Raw genomic sequence first — 15,706 nt, forward strand, 5'->3', positions numbered from 1 at the left:
CGATCATCATGCCACACGCGCTCTCCCTCTCCTGACGACCAGAGCTCGCACACGCCACACGAAACCCCACCTGGTCATGACCTGGGCGGATGTAAATATCGGCAGGCGCAGCCTTGACCGGCCGTCGGGTGCAAGGCCGACCCGAGCACCTGTCGGTGAACGTCCACTTCCGCGCAACCAGGTTGCGATGCCAGTGCAAGATCGTCGCCGGGGTTACTGGGAACACCTCGGCCCACCGGCGGCGCTGGATCAGTCGAGACAATGCCGCGAACCAGAGCCGGTCGGCACGCACCCATCGCGGCCGGACTCCGAGTTGACGGCGGAGCACCTGGTTCTCGAGACGGAGCACCAGCAGCTCAGCCTCTCTGGACGCATCAGAGCGGACCAGCACCGCCACAAGGCGTTCGTGACGGTCAGCTAGGCCAGGCGAAGGAGCACTGCCGATCATCATGCCGCATGCGCTTCCTTCACCTGGGGGCCGGAACTCGCGCACGCCCCGCGAAGCCACACATGGCCATGACCTGGGTGGATGCATTTATCGGCAGGTGCACAGCCGCCACGTCACACTCCTGCTGGCTCCACAGACCCGGTGCTCACGGAAACCCATCTTTCCGTCACAGAAAAGGATCTTTACATCAGATCGCAACACATGTGATGATCACTGAGTTTTGCCACATCTGTTCGAAAGGCTCGAGTGAACCCATCACGACCAGCGTCCGGCTTATCCACCCGGACGCGCCGCCGCGCTGCCCTGATCGCGGCCTTTACGCTGCCGCTCTCGCTGATGAGCGCGCCCGTGAACGCCCAGGGCCCAACGCCACCTCCCACCACCACTTCCACACCCACCCCCACCACGCCGCCGCCGAGCGCCCCCGCCACGCCCACCAGCAAGGCGCTGGCGCAGGCCAAGAAGGACAACCGCCGCGTCGAGATCGAGTCACTGCGCTCGGAAAGCGCCACCTACTACGCCAACCCCGACGGCAAGACCTTGCGGATGGAGCAGTACCTGGAGCCCATCCGGGTCAAGAACGCCGGCGGCGACGGCTTCACCCCGATCGACACCACCCTCGTCGAGGCAGATGGAGTCATCAAGCCTAAGGCGGCCAAAGGCAGCCTTAGGCTGTCCACCGGCGGCAACACCGAAGTGATCAAGAGCAAGAGCGGCGACATCGCCGCTCAGATCGACGCTCCGCGCACGTTGCCCAAGCCCACGCTCAACGGCAGCACCGCCACCTACCCCTCCGCTTACGGCAAGGGCATCGACCTGGTCGTCACCGCCACCGCGACCGGGTTCCGCCAGCAGATCGTCATCCGGGAACGCCCCGCCGGACCGGTGACCCTCCGCGTCCCCATGGATCTGCCGAAGGGCATCTCCTTCGGCAAGAACGCCAAGGGGCAGCCGACGCTGAAGAGCGGCAACGGCAAGCACAGCCTCGACATCCGGCCCGCGGCGCTGCTGGACGCGGTCGCAGCTGACGCGCACGGCGACCTCGGCGCCGCCAGGGTCGGCAAGGCACAGGTGAGCCTGGACGGCTCAGCACTGGTGTACAGTCCCGACCCGGCCTTCCTCGCCGACCCGGCAACGACGTACCCGGTGACCATGGCCGCCGTCGACGACGACTGGTACCACTGCACCCTGGGCGACGCAGCCAATCCCTGTCCCCCCGGCGATCCGATGGACACCTACATCAATGACGTGGACCTCACCGACAGCTGGGACATGCACGCCCGCGACCAAATGTGGGTCGGCAAGTCCTACGCCAGCAACATCGCCAAGCGCTGGCGCGGCTACATCCAGTTCCCGCTCCCCCAGTCAAGCGACCCATTCTGGGGCTCCACGATCCAGAACGCCGACCTGGAGCTGTGGAACTACCTGTCCAACGACTGCGGCGAGTTCGTCGGATCCGGAATCACCGCTCGGCAGATCACGTCCGACTGGGACCATCTGACCCTGAAGTGGAACGACCAGCCGTCGGTCACCAACGTGGGCGCGGACACCGAGTACGGGGCCTACAGCCCCGACTGCACCGGCTCGATGAACTACGAGCACGACCTCATCCACTCGGTCGACACCATCGTCCAGGCATGGGCAAACGGCGAAACAAACTACGGATTCCAACTCACCGCAGGCGACGAATCCGAACTGCGGAACTGGCGCCGCTACCGCACCCGGGAAGAGACCAGCGGCTATCCCGCCCACGGACCCCGGCTCACCGTCGACTTCGAGCCGCCCCCCGCGCGGTATGTGGTGATGCAGGATCCGCGAGAGCCGCGTGTCCGGACCCAAGCAGCACTCGATGCCTACATCGCGAAGGGACGCATTGCGAACTCGGAGCCACAGCCTGCACCCGTCACCTACGCCGAGTTGCAGGAAGCTCGCGAGAACGCTGTCAACGACAGCGCCATCCCTGAAGAAGATCTGCAGTCACCTCTAAAGCCTCCGACGGACAGCGCAACGGCTCGGTGGTCATTCACCGAAGGCAGCGGATCCACAGCGGCAGACACCAGCGGCCAACACAACGCAACGGTGCAACCTGGCATCGAATGGGTACCGGGGGTCAGCAACTCTGCGCTGTCCAACGTCTCCAGTAGTACCGCAACACCTTCTGGCGCAACGCAGCAGGATGTGCGAGGCCGGTTGGAGGCTTCCAAGCAAGCCGCTGCTAAAGGCACAAATCTAGAGGTCCCCGCTGAGACTACAGAAGACCGCATCACCTACGCCCAGCCCGACGGGAAGTCCTTCGTGACCGAGGTCGCCGCAGGACCGGTCCGGACTCAGCGCAGTGGCGGATGGGTGCCGATCGACCCCTCCTTGGTGGAGCAGGGCGGGGCGCTGAGGCCCAAGGCGATCGCGTCCAGCGCCGCGGTGGAAGTCTCCAACGGTGGCACGGATCCGTTCGTGGAGATGTCCGCCGACGGGAAGTCGTACGCGCTGCGCTGGCCGACACCGCTGCCCAAGCCGACCATCAAGGGCAGTGTAGCCACCTACACCGACGCCGCTGGCGTGGGCGCTGACCTGGTGGTGACGGTGCTGCCGACCGGGTTCCGGCACGACGTGGTGCTGCGGCTGCGGCCGTCGAAGCCGCTGGAACTGCGTATCGGCGTAGAAGGCGACGGCCTGACCCTGACCGAGAGCAAGGGCGGCCGGCTGCTGCTGAAGGGCAAGGACAAGAAGCTGGTCGCCTCGGCGCCGCAGCCGATCATGTGGGACGGCAGCGCCAACGGCCGGCTACCGCTGGCCAAGCACACGAAGGTCGACACCGACGTCGTCACCAAGGACGGCCGGACCGAACTGGTGCTCAAGCCGGACCACAAGTTCCTGACCGACCCGAACACCACCTACCCGGTACGGGTGGACCCGACAACGACGCTGCCGCTCAGCACCGACGTCGAGGTGGACGCCGCCAGCGACGCGGACTTGCCGACCGACCCGACCGCCCAGTACATGATGGCCGGCACCAGGACGGGCGGCTTCAAGCACCGGGTGCACCTGAAGTTCGACACCGCGAGCCTGCCCGGCTCGACGGTGACCGACGCCAAGCTCTCGGTCAACACCATCGCCGCCCCGAGCTGCGGCCCCACGGTCGGCGCCGGCATTCAGGCCGCCCGCCTCACCAGCCCGTGGGACCCCGACAACGTGCACTGGGTCAACAAGCCCGCCTTCACCACCGAGGACGCCTCCACCAACACCAAGGGTGTGAACCAGGACTGTGCCACGTGGCCGGACACGATGGAGTGGAACGTCACCGGTATGGCCCAGGACTGGGCGGCCGGCACCGCCAACCACGGCCTGGTGCTGAAGTCGCCCGGTGAGACCAACGTCGAAAACAATCGGACGTTCACCTCCGCGGAGGACACCGACTTCAACAGCCCGCCGAAGCTGACCATCACCACCACCGGTCCGGCCTCGGCCCCGGCGGTCAGCGCGCTGACCGTCACCCCGGCCCAGAACTCAGGTGGTGTCACGACGGTCACCTCGCTCACCCCGCAACTGGCGGCCACCGTCACCGACACCGTCGGCGGCACCCTGACCGGCCAATTCGAGATCGAGCACGACCCCACCGCCACCGGCCAGGGCACCGGACAGATCTGGACCGCCAACTCCACTGCCGTGGCCTCCGGCAGCCAAGCCACCATCACCGTCCCAGCCGCCAAGCTGACCGACGGGTGGAAGGTACGCTGGCGCGCCCGCGCCGTCAACGCCGCAGCCTCCACGACCTCGGCCTGGTCGGATTGGCAGAACGTCACCGTCGACCTCCCCGATCCGCAGCCCAACCCCACTGTGGGCGCGCTCCAGATCACCCCTTCCCGTCAGGTCGACGGCACAACGGTCACTACCAGCCTGACCCCCAGCCTGCTGGCTCAAGTGACAGACCCAGCGGAAGGGGCGCTGCGGGCCGAGTTCGAGCTGGACCACGACCCTGCCGCCACCGGTCAGGGCACCGGCCAGATCTGGGCCGGCGCAGTGGACAATACCGCCTCCGGTAGCCAGGCCACTGTCGCTGTGCCGGACGGGAAACTGACCGATGGCTGGAAAATCCGCTGGCGTGCCCGCGCCGTCTCGAGCCCTCTCGCGTCGGCATGGTCAGAGTGGCAGTATGCCACCATCCGCCTTCCGCAGCCCGTCACCGGCCCGCTAGCGAAGACAGCGGGCCCAGTGATTCGCACCGATCAAAGCTTCACAGTTGCTGCCTGGGTAAAATGGGAGGACAAGGACGGCGAATACACGATTATCGAGCAGTCCGGTACCAACTCATCAGCGTTCCGTCTAGGCAACGACCCAGACAAGGGGCTGATTTTCACCTTTACCAGTGCCGACTCCGCTACGGCATCCATTGAAGGCGTGCTATCCAGCGAAGAGACGCCAGTCAATCAATGGTTCCACGTCGCCGCGACCTACGACAGCAGCACTCGAATCGCTATTCTCTATCTCAATGGGAATGTGATTGGAATGCCAGAGCTGGACGAGTCGGCCGAGGTAGACGACCGAACCATTGGCACTCCGATCAGCTTCGCCTCCTGGAATGCTGCCGGCCCGATGACACTGGGCACCAGTATGGGCGGTGCCATAGACGAGATATGGGCGTATACCCGGGCTCTCCTGCCGGAAGAAGTCGGGGCGCTATATGATGGCAGCCGATCCGAGCAGCAGACGTCATCGGCCTCGGTTCGGTCCGGATCGATGCAGATAATGGCCGATCCCATGAAATATGATCGTGTAACTCCCCAGAAGTGCTGGGACTACTATAACGACCGGGGCTGGCTGGAGCCAGTCACTCATGAGCGCGAATACTACATCAAGAGCCATTTTAGCGGCTGCATGATCCATAAGTTCTATATCACGCAGCCTGAATTCGATCACGACCTCTTCGATGGTTACTTGATCGCCGTCGCCAATACGACCAATGGTATGGACGGTCGGGACGCGGCCGCTGGCGAAACGAGCAGAGACGTCTACTTCGACATCTATACTCGCGACGTCGATTCTCAAGACGACGACGACTACCTCGACGCCGACTTCACGCTCAGCATGAATCCGGCCTGGGGTCAAAACTCGTGCAAACACATGACGACGTGGAACAGCAGTCAGCAACGCAACTACGTGGTTAAAAAGGGCCGCGAACTAGTTGACGGATCGGACACAAGCGGCCCCTGGAACAAGTGGGCCACGTTCCGATTCCGTGCGGCGCAAGGTGACGCTCCAGCAACACGCACGGAGAACGGTAAAGACGTATCCAACCTTGAGGACGCAATATCCAGCTGCAATTTCCACCCGTGGATCAAGATCGACGAACCTCTTCACCCGCTCAACTGGCGATACGGAAATCCCGAATACAGCTTCAACGCGCGCTGCGACTCCGCAATCTACATCTCGAGCCAGTTCAAGGGTGGGTGCACCCTTGACGCCGTGGGCTCGATGGTGATGACGCTCGACAATAACTACGACGTCGCCTTCCTCCATCTCTGGAAGGCGTGCTACCAGAAAGCGGACACCTATCCAAACAAGGCGTCAAAAACTATCCGAGGCTGCCCTGGTGCCAACGGTTTGAGGCCGCCGCCCGATATGCAGCTCCATCGAATCGGAGAGCCGGTTATCACCCGAAACCGCAACCGCGCAACCACCCGATGCAGGAGTTTGTGGCCGGGCTATGGCACGGCCACACCGAAATCGCAGGACTGCGACGAGTTCCCGTTCGCCAGCTCCGCCGAGCGTACCGCTGCCTCGGACAAGAACAAAGATCTTTCCGTATGCGCCATGGACGGCGGAGCTGAGGGCGACAACCAGCAAGCAGGGGGCGAGCTACTAAGATTCTATGACCGCGATAGGATTCTTCGCGGAGATCCCTACTTCGTCAGGTTCAAGACAACGCCGGAGAATGTGCCGACCATGGATAACCTGTGCTGGAAGCCAGCCGTAGGCCCATACACCAAGCCGTAGAGCATTTTCCGCAACCGTAAGGAATGTGCCCGCCTCTGGTGATCTATGCCTGGCCCAAGGCGGGTACATTCCTGGCTAAACAGAGAAGAGTTAATCGTTAAATGAATTTCGACAGCCTAAAAGGCTTTGCGGCTCACTATCAACGCGTATTCCGGGCTGCCCCTAATATTTTGGAGAGGCTCGCGCTGACAATAGTCCTCCCCCGCCAAAGCGGCCTTACGATTGAAACGGCCGCGACGAAAATCACAGGAAATACTGCGCCATCGATCGAGGTGTCAGAACCCGATTTTCCCGATCTCGTCTATCTGGCTCAATCCGAGACGGCGCTCATATTTTTTGAGCCCACCGGGTTTAGCCGGGTGGCTCGACATGCTGTCCTCGCAAGCCTAAGTGAGAATGCCGACGTGTGGCATGTCGCCTGGAATATCACCGGCATGAGAATGCTTACACATGCGCGCGATAGTCAAGTCCGGGGAGAGATACCAGAGTTTGATCCAGACTTCGTACGCGGAACGGACCCACACCTGCTCGCGACAGAAGTTGAAGCATTCAGAGCAATAAGGGGTCGTAGCGCTCCACCTGCACGGTCCAAGGCGACGGCCCTGGCCCTTATGACCAATAGGACTGGGATTTACCTTGACGCACAGTGGTTCGAGGAACCACGAAGCGCCATTTCCGTGTGACGGGTCAGCCCAGGGCCGAAGCTTTCTCGGATCATGAGATGGCGGGCGGCAGGAGCGGCCTGAGCTGGGATCTGAGTTGTAAAGGGTAAGCGGGCTCTTCGATCTTGAGGGGGAAGGGCGTCGGCGTGGCCTGACACGCAAGAGCTCGTGACCTTGTGACGCCGGCTGTTGATCGGCGGATTCGCATGATCGTCGCAACGCTGCTGGTCTCATGTTGGCAGAGCGGCGGCGAAGATGTCGGCGGGGGTCTTCCATCCCAAGGTCTTGCGGGGCCGGTTGTTCAGCCGCTCCCCGATCGCGCGAAGGTCGGCAAGGGTGTGGACGGCCAGGTTGGTCCGCTTGGGCAGGTACTGCCTCAGGAGCCCGTTCGTGTTCTCGTTCGTGCCACGTTGCCAGGGGCTGGCGGGGTGGGCGAAGAACACACCATCTCGATGGCCCTGATCCCAGGTGAGCGTCATCCGCGCAAGAAGAACTCACCGCCAGGCTGAGCGAACTCGGCCAGGCCATCGAGCACCTGCGCATCACCCGCAAGACCCGGGCGTTCCCCCTCTCGCGCTCGCCGACGAGCCCGAGCCCGCCTCGCCGCCTCCCGTCCTGCCAGATCACCCCGCCTACCAGCAGATTCTCGCCATCTTCGCCGACACCGGCCAGCCCATGCGCGCACGCGTCCTGTGCCAGGCCCTGGACCTGCCCATCGCGCGAACGAACACCGAGAACATCCGCGCCAAGCTCAAACGCCTGGTCAGCCGCGGCATCCTCGTCGAGACCGAGCCGGGATTGTTCACCCAGCCCCGTCCATAGCCCAGACCGCGAGCCCGTGACCAGGCAGCCTTACCCAACCTCAACGACGAAAAGGACATCAACTCGCGAACCGCCCCTCTGAATCGGTACACCCTTCGTCGGGTGAGCCCGTCCATGGCCACTCGCATGGCTCGGCAGCTTCCGTAAGATCTTGGTCCAGTGCCTCACCGCCCCGGAAAACGGGCTTTGGATTCGGTCACCCCTCCTACTCGTCCGATGCGGTCACCTTGGCCATGAACCAGTCGAGCACCGCAACGACCACGTCAAACACAGCGACGCTCGCCAGCTGAGTGTTCTTGATAGGGGGATACAGCTCCAGCTTGGCGACGGGAATGTCCACGCCGGGTGCGTCGTTGAGCCGCTGCCGAAGCTCCTCTCGCAGCGCCGGGTCGTCGAACGGCTTGCGGTTGCGTAGCAGCCCGAAGGGGATCTCGGCGGTCTTGGCGTAGAAGCGGATGGCGTACAGGGACTGTCCGCCGACCTTGATGATCGGCGCGCAGGAGGCGGCGGCGGAGGTGCCGTACTGCAGCTCGCCGCCCCGCGACTGCCAGTGCTCCAGCAGGCGCTGGACGGCGCCGGCTGCCTGCGGGCCGCTCTGCTCGTTGAGCTGGTGTAGGAAGCGCTGCTCCAGGGTCGTCAACGCCTGCGGCGAGAGGATCTCCTCGCCTGCGGTCTCGGTCTCGGCCAGATCCGCGGCGATGGGCAATCCGAGCAGTTCGGCGATTTCGCGGACGGTGATGTGCTGGTCCGCGGCCGCCCGTCCGGCCTCGTCAAAGGTGAGTCCTTCCGCGCGCAGGACGTCGTGCACGTCTCGATCGTCGTCGGGATCGACCCAGCGGAAACCGTCGGAAACCTGTCCGGACCTGGTGAGGACCCGGTGCGCGTTGAGCACCGGGACGCTTGCCAGGTGCACGCCGACGGGAACCGGATGCGAGCCGATCAGCTCGGCGAGGTCGGAGTATGAGGTCCAGGTGGCGGCCGGCAGTGCTGCCAAGGCGTTGTGCAACTGCGTCCAATCGCGGGAGGCCGCGCTGCCCCGGCCGGACTCCTCCGGTCCAGGCCAGATGGCGATCGCCCGATCAGCGAGCCGGTCGGCCCGAGCGAGAATCTCAGCCTTCCCCCAGCGTTCGCCGGCGGCAATCTCCTGGTTCATGACCAGCCCGCTCTGGCTCAGCTGTTGGCGTTTGGCGGCGAAGGAGTTGTTGCCGAGCTCGGAGTTGTAGCCGCTGAGCGTGAGATTGCCCAGGGTGTGCACGAGCTGGCGATGCAGGAGATCGGCGTCGTCTCCCCCACTGGAGAGTTCGCTAAGCCAGTCGGCGGTCATGGACTGCGGCAGGACGTGCTCGATGGTGATGCGCTTGTCGGCCAAGTCCACCCGCTCTTTGCTGCCCAGCGACTCCTCGATGCGCCGCAGGACCAGCTTCTGCTGCACCGTGCGGCCCTGCCAGTAGAAGGCGCGGCTGCGGATCTCCTCCCGCAGTTGGTCGTCCGAAGGCCAGTACAGCCTGGCCGGCGACAATGCGGCCCGAACTACCTGTGGCACCTCTTCCTCGGCGGACAGTTGTACGGCGAGCCGCTGGAAGATGCGGTTGAGGTTCCCGGTGGTGACACCCGCGATCAGACGGCGGACGAGGAAGCTCTCGACATAGGCCAGCGCCTCTCCCACTTCCTCGTCGCCGATAAAGTCGTCCTCGCGCAGCTCCAGCAGGCGCATCACCAGCGGGTAGGCGGTCGACGCCTGCCACTCCTTAAGGAAGCGCAACTTCCCGGCGAACGGCAGATCCTCGGAGGGAAAGAGAATCTGCTTGAGATGCCGGGCACGGCGGTGCAGATCCTGGACGTACGCCTCGACCTGACTCTCATCCGCGGACAGGGCCAGCAGCAGTTGCTGGTGCCCGCGGTAGACAGCGTTGTACTGGGCCTCATCGCCTTCCTTCAGGACCAGCACCAGGTACATCAGTTGTTCCATGGCCTTGGCGTCCAGCAGGTCCTGGATCGGTTTCCAATATTCGTCGTAGACGTACTGGCCCCGCGTGGGCAGGCACATGAAGACATAGTTACGGATCAGGTCCACCTGGCTGAGCCGCATGCCCGTGTTGTTGATCGACTCGAAGATGCGGAACGCGTTGTCGTCCTTCTCCACCAGGATCTGCACGAGATTGAGCCGATCCAGCAGCACCGACTCCACGCGCGCGACGTCATGCGGGTCGGCCGGGTCGTCGAACTCCTTCAGCATGCTGCGGAAGAACTGGTAGGCGTTGCCGAGCAGGCTTTCGGACTTGCCCTCCAGCGCGCCGTCCACGCACGCCTTGAACGCCGCCCGATCTGCCTGGGTGGGCAGGAGCCGATAGCGCATCTCCCCCTGCTGGAACTTGTTGATCAGGTGTAGCTCATTGATCCGTTCGCGAGCGGTGGGCTCCTCGGCCACCAGATGATCCCTGATCGCGCACAGCCCCAGCATCAAGGTGGTCAGACGCTGCTGGCCGTCCACGATGATCCACTGCGACCGGCTCGGCGCCAGCTCCGGCCCTGGCGCGAGGACCACCGATCCCATGAAGTGGCTGGGGGCATCCTGTCGCTGCTCGGCCAGCACGTCGACCTGGGCGGTGATGTCGGCCCACAGCTGGGTGAGCTGCGGGCGTTCCCAGGTGTATTGGCGCTGGTAGAGGGGGACCACTAATTGTTGGTCGCCCTGAATGAGCTTGCGAAGAGTGGTTTCGTTCGCCTTCATGCCGTCCCGTTCATTGCCGGAGTATCCTGTACACCTCAAAGACACAATAATTTACGCGCCTCGCCAGGCAGCCGCAATGTCGGTGCGGGCATAGGTGAGCAGGGCTTGCGCAAGACGACATCGTTTATACGAGCAGCGCATGGTTTGTAACAGCCAGACCTGCGGAGGAGATACCCTCGGTCAGCATCCCCGCGTCGCTTGCCCATGCCATAGGACGAAAGACATTTTGGACTATGACAGGGGGTGGAGTCTTTCCGAGCCGGCGCACAGGCGGTGTTATGCCTGGTCAGTCGAGGCCATGACACCCCCTTTGGCCCCGCCGCAGCCGATTGCCGACTGCTCGACGGCTGCTCATGCCCGTTCGCTAGCCGACGGTAACCGGCTTTCGCCGCGACAGCACAGGGCAACGAAATGCACACATGTTACGTATAACGCCGTCAGGTAAAGGCCCGCATGGTTGCTCGGTGGTTGCTCGCGTGCACGCGATACAGGTCGGCACCAATCAACAAATTCCGACACGGCAGCGAGGAAAATCCCGGCCACAGCGATACAAAACGGAACTCGTTGGCACTGAGCGGCACCAATCGAGGCGACTCATAATCCGTGGGTCGTGGGTTCAAGTCCCACCCGCCCTACTCACCAATACCGCGTTCGACCTGGGGTTTCTCAGTTCTCGCCAGCCTCTGAGCTCGTTGTTGATCATGGCTGGTTGCTCGGTGGTTGCTCTTGTGTACGGACCGTGTATCGCGGTAGATCGTTTAGACGGCCACCGTCACCTCAGACCCCAGAGACGACCATTCGAAGGTCAAGCCAGAAGACCTGTGCAGCGTCGCCGGTCAGCAATCGCCAGATGTGCGGTCAAGCCTTGTCCAAGTCGGCTCGTCTCGCCCACCAGGCCGTTCGTGACCAGCAGATAAATGATCCGCTGCTTCTCGCAGCGAGCCGCTCGGCCCGTGCACCGCGCAGGTTCAGGATCGGTCGGCTGCCCGTCTGCGCGACGCTGCTGAGAGTAAAAAGCAGGCCCGCCGGAGGATCGGCGGGCCTGCCTGGTTCGGTGGTTCAGGTGGTGGCGTCTCCGGTGTGGGTGGGCAGGGTGATCAGCCGGGCGGTCTGGGCGCTGCTGGCTGCGGTGTTGACGAGGGCGGCGGTGGATTCGGCGGCGGCGCGGGCCACCTCGGGATAGACGCTGGTGTAGGTGTCACGGGTGAAGGTGGGACGAGACGTGACCGAGGGTCTCCTGCACCACCTTCAGATCCACTCCAGCAGCCAGCATGAGCGAGGCCGCGCCGTGGCGGAGGTCATGCAGCCGCACCGGCGGCAGCCCCACCTGGAAGGCCAGTTGGTAGAAGTGGTCGCTGACCTGCTGTGGGTGCAGCGGCCGGCCGATCTCGTCGGTGAAGACGAACCCGCTGTCGGTCCAGGCCTCGCCCGCGGCCAGCCGCTCGGCGGCCTGTCGCTTGCGGTGCGTGCGCAGCGCGGTGACGGTGTCCTCATCCAGCGCGATGGTGCGGTCGCTGGCCTCGGTCTTCGGTCTGCCCTGCACCGGCTCCCAGCCCAGCTGGGTGATCTGCCAATGCACCCCGGCGGTCCCGGCGGTCACGTCGACGTCTTTCCAGCGCAGCCCGACCGCCTCGCCCCGGCGCAGCCCGCGCAGGGCAATCAGCCGATAGAGAGCGAACAGCCGGTGAGTGGCCGCCTGGGCGAGGAAGGTGAAGGTGTGCGAGGGCGTCCACACCATCACCGGCGACGGCCGCGGCACGGACGCGTACACGTTGATCATGCTGGCGCGGCTGAGCCGGGCCCCGCGCCGCCGTTGCTCGGCGTCGAGCCGGTGCTGCAGGTCGCGGTTCCAGGCGGCGACCCGTTCGTCGGTCCACACCAGCGCCTTGGGGCGTTCGGCATCGGGAAGTTCGACGACGGCGGCGGGGTTGAAGTCGATCAGCCGGTCCTGCTTGATCGCGATGTTGAGGGCGTGGCGGAGGGTGGCGCGGATGCGGTGCATGGTGGCGGGGCCGACCGGCCGCCGGTACCGTACCTTGGCTCGCTCCTCGGGGTCGCCGCTGGCACGGGCGGTGGTGATGACGTCGTTGAACTCCTCGATCGCATCGAACATACCCGCCACATCCGATACCCGGAGCCGGTCCAGCCGGATATGGCCCAGGTAGGGGGTGAAGTACAGGCGGATGTGCGCCTCGTAGGAGCGGCGGGTGGTGGCGTCGATCTTCCGCTTGCGGCGCAGGAACTCCTGCATCCACTCGGCGACCGTGACGGTGGGGTTGAGGTCCTGGCGGGTGCGGACCTTGCGCCGTACTTCCTCGACCGGAGGCAGCGCCTTGGTGTCCTTGAGCATGGACAGCATCAGCTCGGTGACCTTCCGCTGGATATGCGGGTCCTCATCCAGCGCCAGCAGCGCCCGGGCATGCTCCAGCTCGGCCTCGACCTCCTCCAGCATGGCAAAGCCCCGGCGGCGCAGCGGGTTACGCCGCCGTCCATCAGCGTGGGCGGGCAGCTCCAGTTGGTAGGCCCACCGGCCATGGGTGCTGCTCCACCACTCCCCGCCGCCCGGACGGCGCAGCTTCGGACAGGCCTTGCCTAGTCGCTTCCCCGTCGCCTCGTCCCGGCAGGAACACGTCTTGAGTTCCATTCATCGTCGCTGTCGCGCCTTTCCCCTTGTTCGCTGACCTCGCGTCGCCGCTTGCTCGACGCCGCACTTCCTGCGGCCCACCCCGTCCCGCCGCCGAGCACCGTCGATGCGGTATCGCCCCTACAGGACGCCACCGGCGGCCTTGCTTACCGGGCCGATCACCGGGCGGCTCACCGTCCGGCGGCTTCGGGGTGGGGTATGCCGCCCCAGGCCGAATGGCGCCCCCTGCCGGCCCGCACAGGCCCGTAGGGGGCCGCAGCGGGACGGTCGGGGGCCACCGATCGGTTGGGGCGGTCGGTATCAACGCCCACCTTCACCGCCCACGTCAAGCGATATCCGCTGGTCATATATCCCGGCCCACGCTCTGGCCGAACGTGGGGTATGGGGACGTGCTGCCGCTTGTCCCGGTCGCAGGATGCCGACCAGACGCTGAGGGCCCCGCACAGATAGCAGGGCGGCGACTCCAACCAGCGCGGAAGGCACGGCATCGAGATCCGGTGAAGGAGTTGAACTGTACGGTCACCATCAGACGCCCCGATCTGGCGGGCGAATCATCCCTGTCACTTATCTAAATACCGGCCAGAAAGGCCGAGTTAGGACAGCGCGATAGGCCAACTCTTAGTCAAAGCGGCATCGGATTCCGAACCGAGCAGCTCGAGCAACCAACAGCAGCACACGATTTTAGACTCGCGATATACACGAATAAATCGCCGCGATCGCTAGGTGCACGCATGTCCGGATTCGACGTATTCGCGCTGGCACTTTCTGAACCTGCGCGACAGAATGCGGCACGCGCTGACATGCGGGAACAAAGCTTCGGACTTTTAATCCGTAGGTTCCGGGTTCGAGCCCCGGGCGCCCTACCACCCAATACCCTATCCGACCTGGGCTTTCTCGATTTCGACTCGCCTTTGAGAGGCGAAAGTCGCCGAGTTCATGCTCGCCACATGCTCTTCGGCACGGGTCCGGCACGTGACCGACCGTCCCGGACACCGGCTCGCCCCCGATTATCACGTCAGACCCATGAGAAAGTCGGGAGAGCACCACGCCGGGAGACCTGGCCAGACACTCGCTTCAGGTTGCGCGTATCGTCCCGTCAAGATCTGATCTCGCCCGCAGCCTGCCTGCGGGCGCTCTACGGCGGCGGTGTTGCGAGCCCACTCGTAGAGAGTTCAAACCACAGCAGTGACGTGATCTCAGCGAATTGCCGGTAGGTAGTTGTGCTCGAAATGGGTGAGGACGAGCGCTGCGCGGGCGATGTCGCCGATTCTGCTGGGGCTGAGGGTGATGTGCTGGAGGGTCCGCCAGCGGCCTTTGAGCAGGGCGAATCCGCGTTCGCCGAGACAGCGCAGGGCTCGTAGCAGGCGGTTGTAGGTGCGGTTGTCCGGGCTGAGGATCTGGTTTCCTTCGGGCTGCTTGATCGGTGTGTGAATGCCGATCCCGGCGCCGTCGTAGCCGCTGTCGGCGAGGGTGGGCAGGCCGCGGGCTGCTGCTGCGTACAACGCGCCCAGCACCTGTGCGCGGGCGGCGGTGAGGTCGTGGACGGAGCCGGGCTCGACCTCGGCGATCCACAAGGGCAGCCCGTCGGGTGCCGACAGGGCCTGGAGGTTGCCGGCGTGCCGGCGGGCCTTGCCGGAGTACCAGGCGTCGATGGGGTCGCCCTTAACGCTGACGGTCTGCTCGGCGCAGCGATCGATGGGGATCAGGGTGCCGTCGAGGATCACGTACGCCAGTCCCTCGGCTTGGGCGCGATCGAGGGCTTGGTGCAGATCAGGGGCTTGAGCTGCGAGAACTCCGATGCCTTCGTGGATATATCGGTAGGCGGTGGCCCGGGAGATGCGATGGTCACGGCCGAGCTTGGGAACGTCGTGCTCGCCACGGAACCAGCGCATCACCATGACCGCCTGCCGGAATGGGCTCAAGGCCCGGCTACCTCGTGGGGTGCCACGCAGTCGGCGTTCTTCGTGCAGGAGCAGCGCGACGTACTGAACAAGTGCACGGGAGACGTCGAGCGTGGCACGATGAGCAATCACGTGGAGCCTTCCGGCCGGCTGAGATTCTTGTGGTGAGAGCTCTTCTATCGGGGGCTCCACGTCTGTTTCCGGCCTTCGGCGACTCCTCCCGAAAGGCCCGGAACGCCACGGATGGCGTCCAAGAAATCCCAATCGCCCGAACTGTTTCGCTGAGATCACCTCAGTGACCTTCTGCCATCTCTTGCAGAAGCCTCCTCGGCAAAACCAGACCCCGAACAAGGCCGAGGGCACATCACAGCGGATCAATTGGGCGGGCGCTCTGAGCCGTGTTGCGTTGCTTCACTGAACGTTTTTCATCTCGATTCGCGGAGTTGGAGGACGAGGATCGCTTTGACGAGTTGCCCGGCGAGGTGAGGGCAGCAGCGGAGTTTGCGC

Annotated in this window: 5 protein-coding genes and 1 pseudogene; 2 read left to right on the forward strand and 4 right to left on the reverse strand. The window is 64.3% G+C overall.

The genetic code is table 11. The annotated features are described in order from the left end of the window. The first annotated feature begins 796 nt into the window (after positions 1-796). Complete coding sequence (locus ABZ911_RS41725) at positions 797-6,439, forward strand: DNRLRE domain-containing protein (protein ID WP_358069774.1); 5,643 nt, start codon at positions 797-799, stop codon at positions 6,437-6,439. Between the two features lie 892 nt (positions 6,440-7,331). Here the strand turns inward: ABZ911_RS41725 and ABZ911_RS41730 are convergent. Continuing rightward, a pseudogene (locus ABZ911_RS41730) lies at positions 7,332-7,544 on the reverse strand (IS30 family transposase); the annotation flags it as partial. A 232-nt stretch (positions 7,545-7,776) separates the two neighbouring features. Here ABZ911_RS41730 and ABZ911_RS41735 point away from each other — a divergent pair. Continuing rightward, entirely contained in the window at positions 7,777-7,923 is a 147-nt protein-coding gene (locus tag ABZ911_RS41735; protein WP_358069777.1) for a hypothetical protein, read from the forward strand. 205 nt (positions 7,924-8,128) lie between these two features. Here the strand turns inward: ABZ911_RS41735 and ABZ911_RS41740 are convergent, their stop codons facing one another. From ABZ911_RS41740 to ABZ911_RS41750, 3 genes are all read right to left on the reverse strand, one after another. Further along, positions 8,129-10,654, reverse strand: a complete 2,526-nt coding sequence (locus ABZ911_RS41740; RefSeq protein ID WP_358069780.1) for a DUF262 domain-containing protein — start codon at positions 10,652-10,654, stop codon at positions 8,129-8,131. A gap of 1,198 nt (positions 10,655-11,852) precedes the next feature. Then, positions 11,853-13,298: a tyrosine-type recombinase/integrase gene (locus tag ABZ911_RS41745; protein WP_358069783.1), complete on the reverse strand. Its 1,446-nt coding sequence runs from the start codon at positions 13,296-13,298 to the stop codon at positions 11,853-11,855. A 1,196-nt stretch (positions 13,299-14,494) separates the two neighbouring features. Next, positions 14,495-15,331 (reverse strand): transposase family protein, encoded by an 837-nt coding sequence (locus tag ABZ911_RS41750; RefSeq protein WP_358069786.1) that lies wholly within the window; start codon positions 15,329-15,331, stop codon positions 14,495-14,497. Positions 15,332-15,706 lie beyond the last annotated feature (375 nt).

It is taken from the genome of Nonomuraea sp. NPDC046570 (assembly GCF_040645915.1).
Taxonomy (GTDB): Bacteria; Actinomycetota; Actinomycetes; order Streptosporangiales; family Streptosporangiaceae; genus Nonomuraea.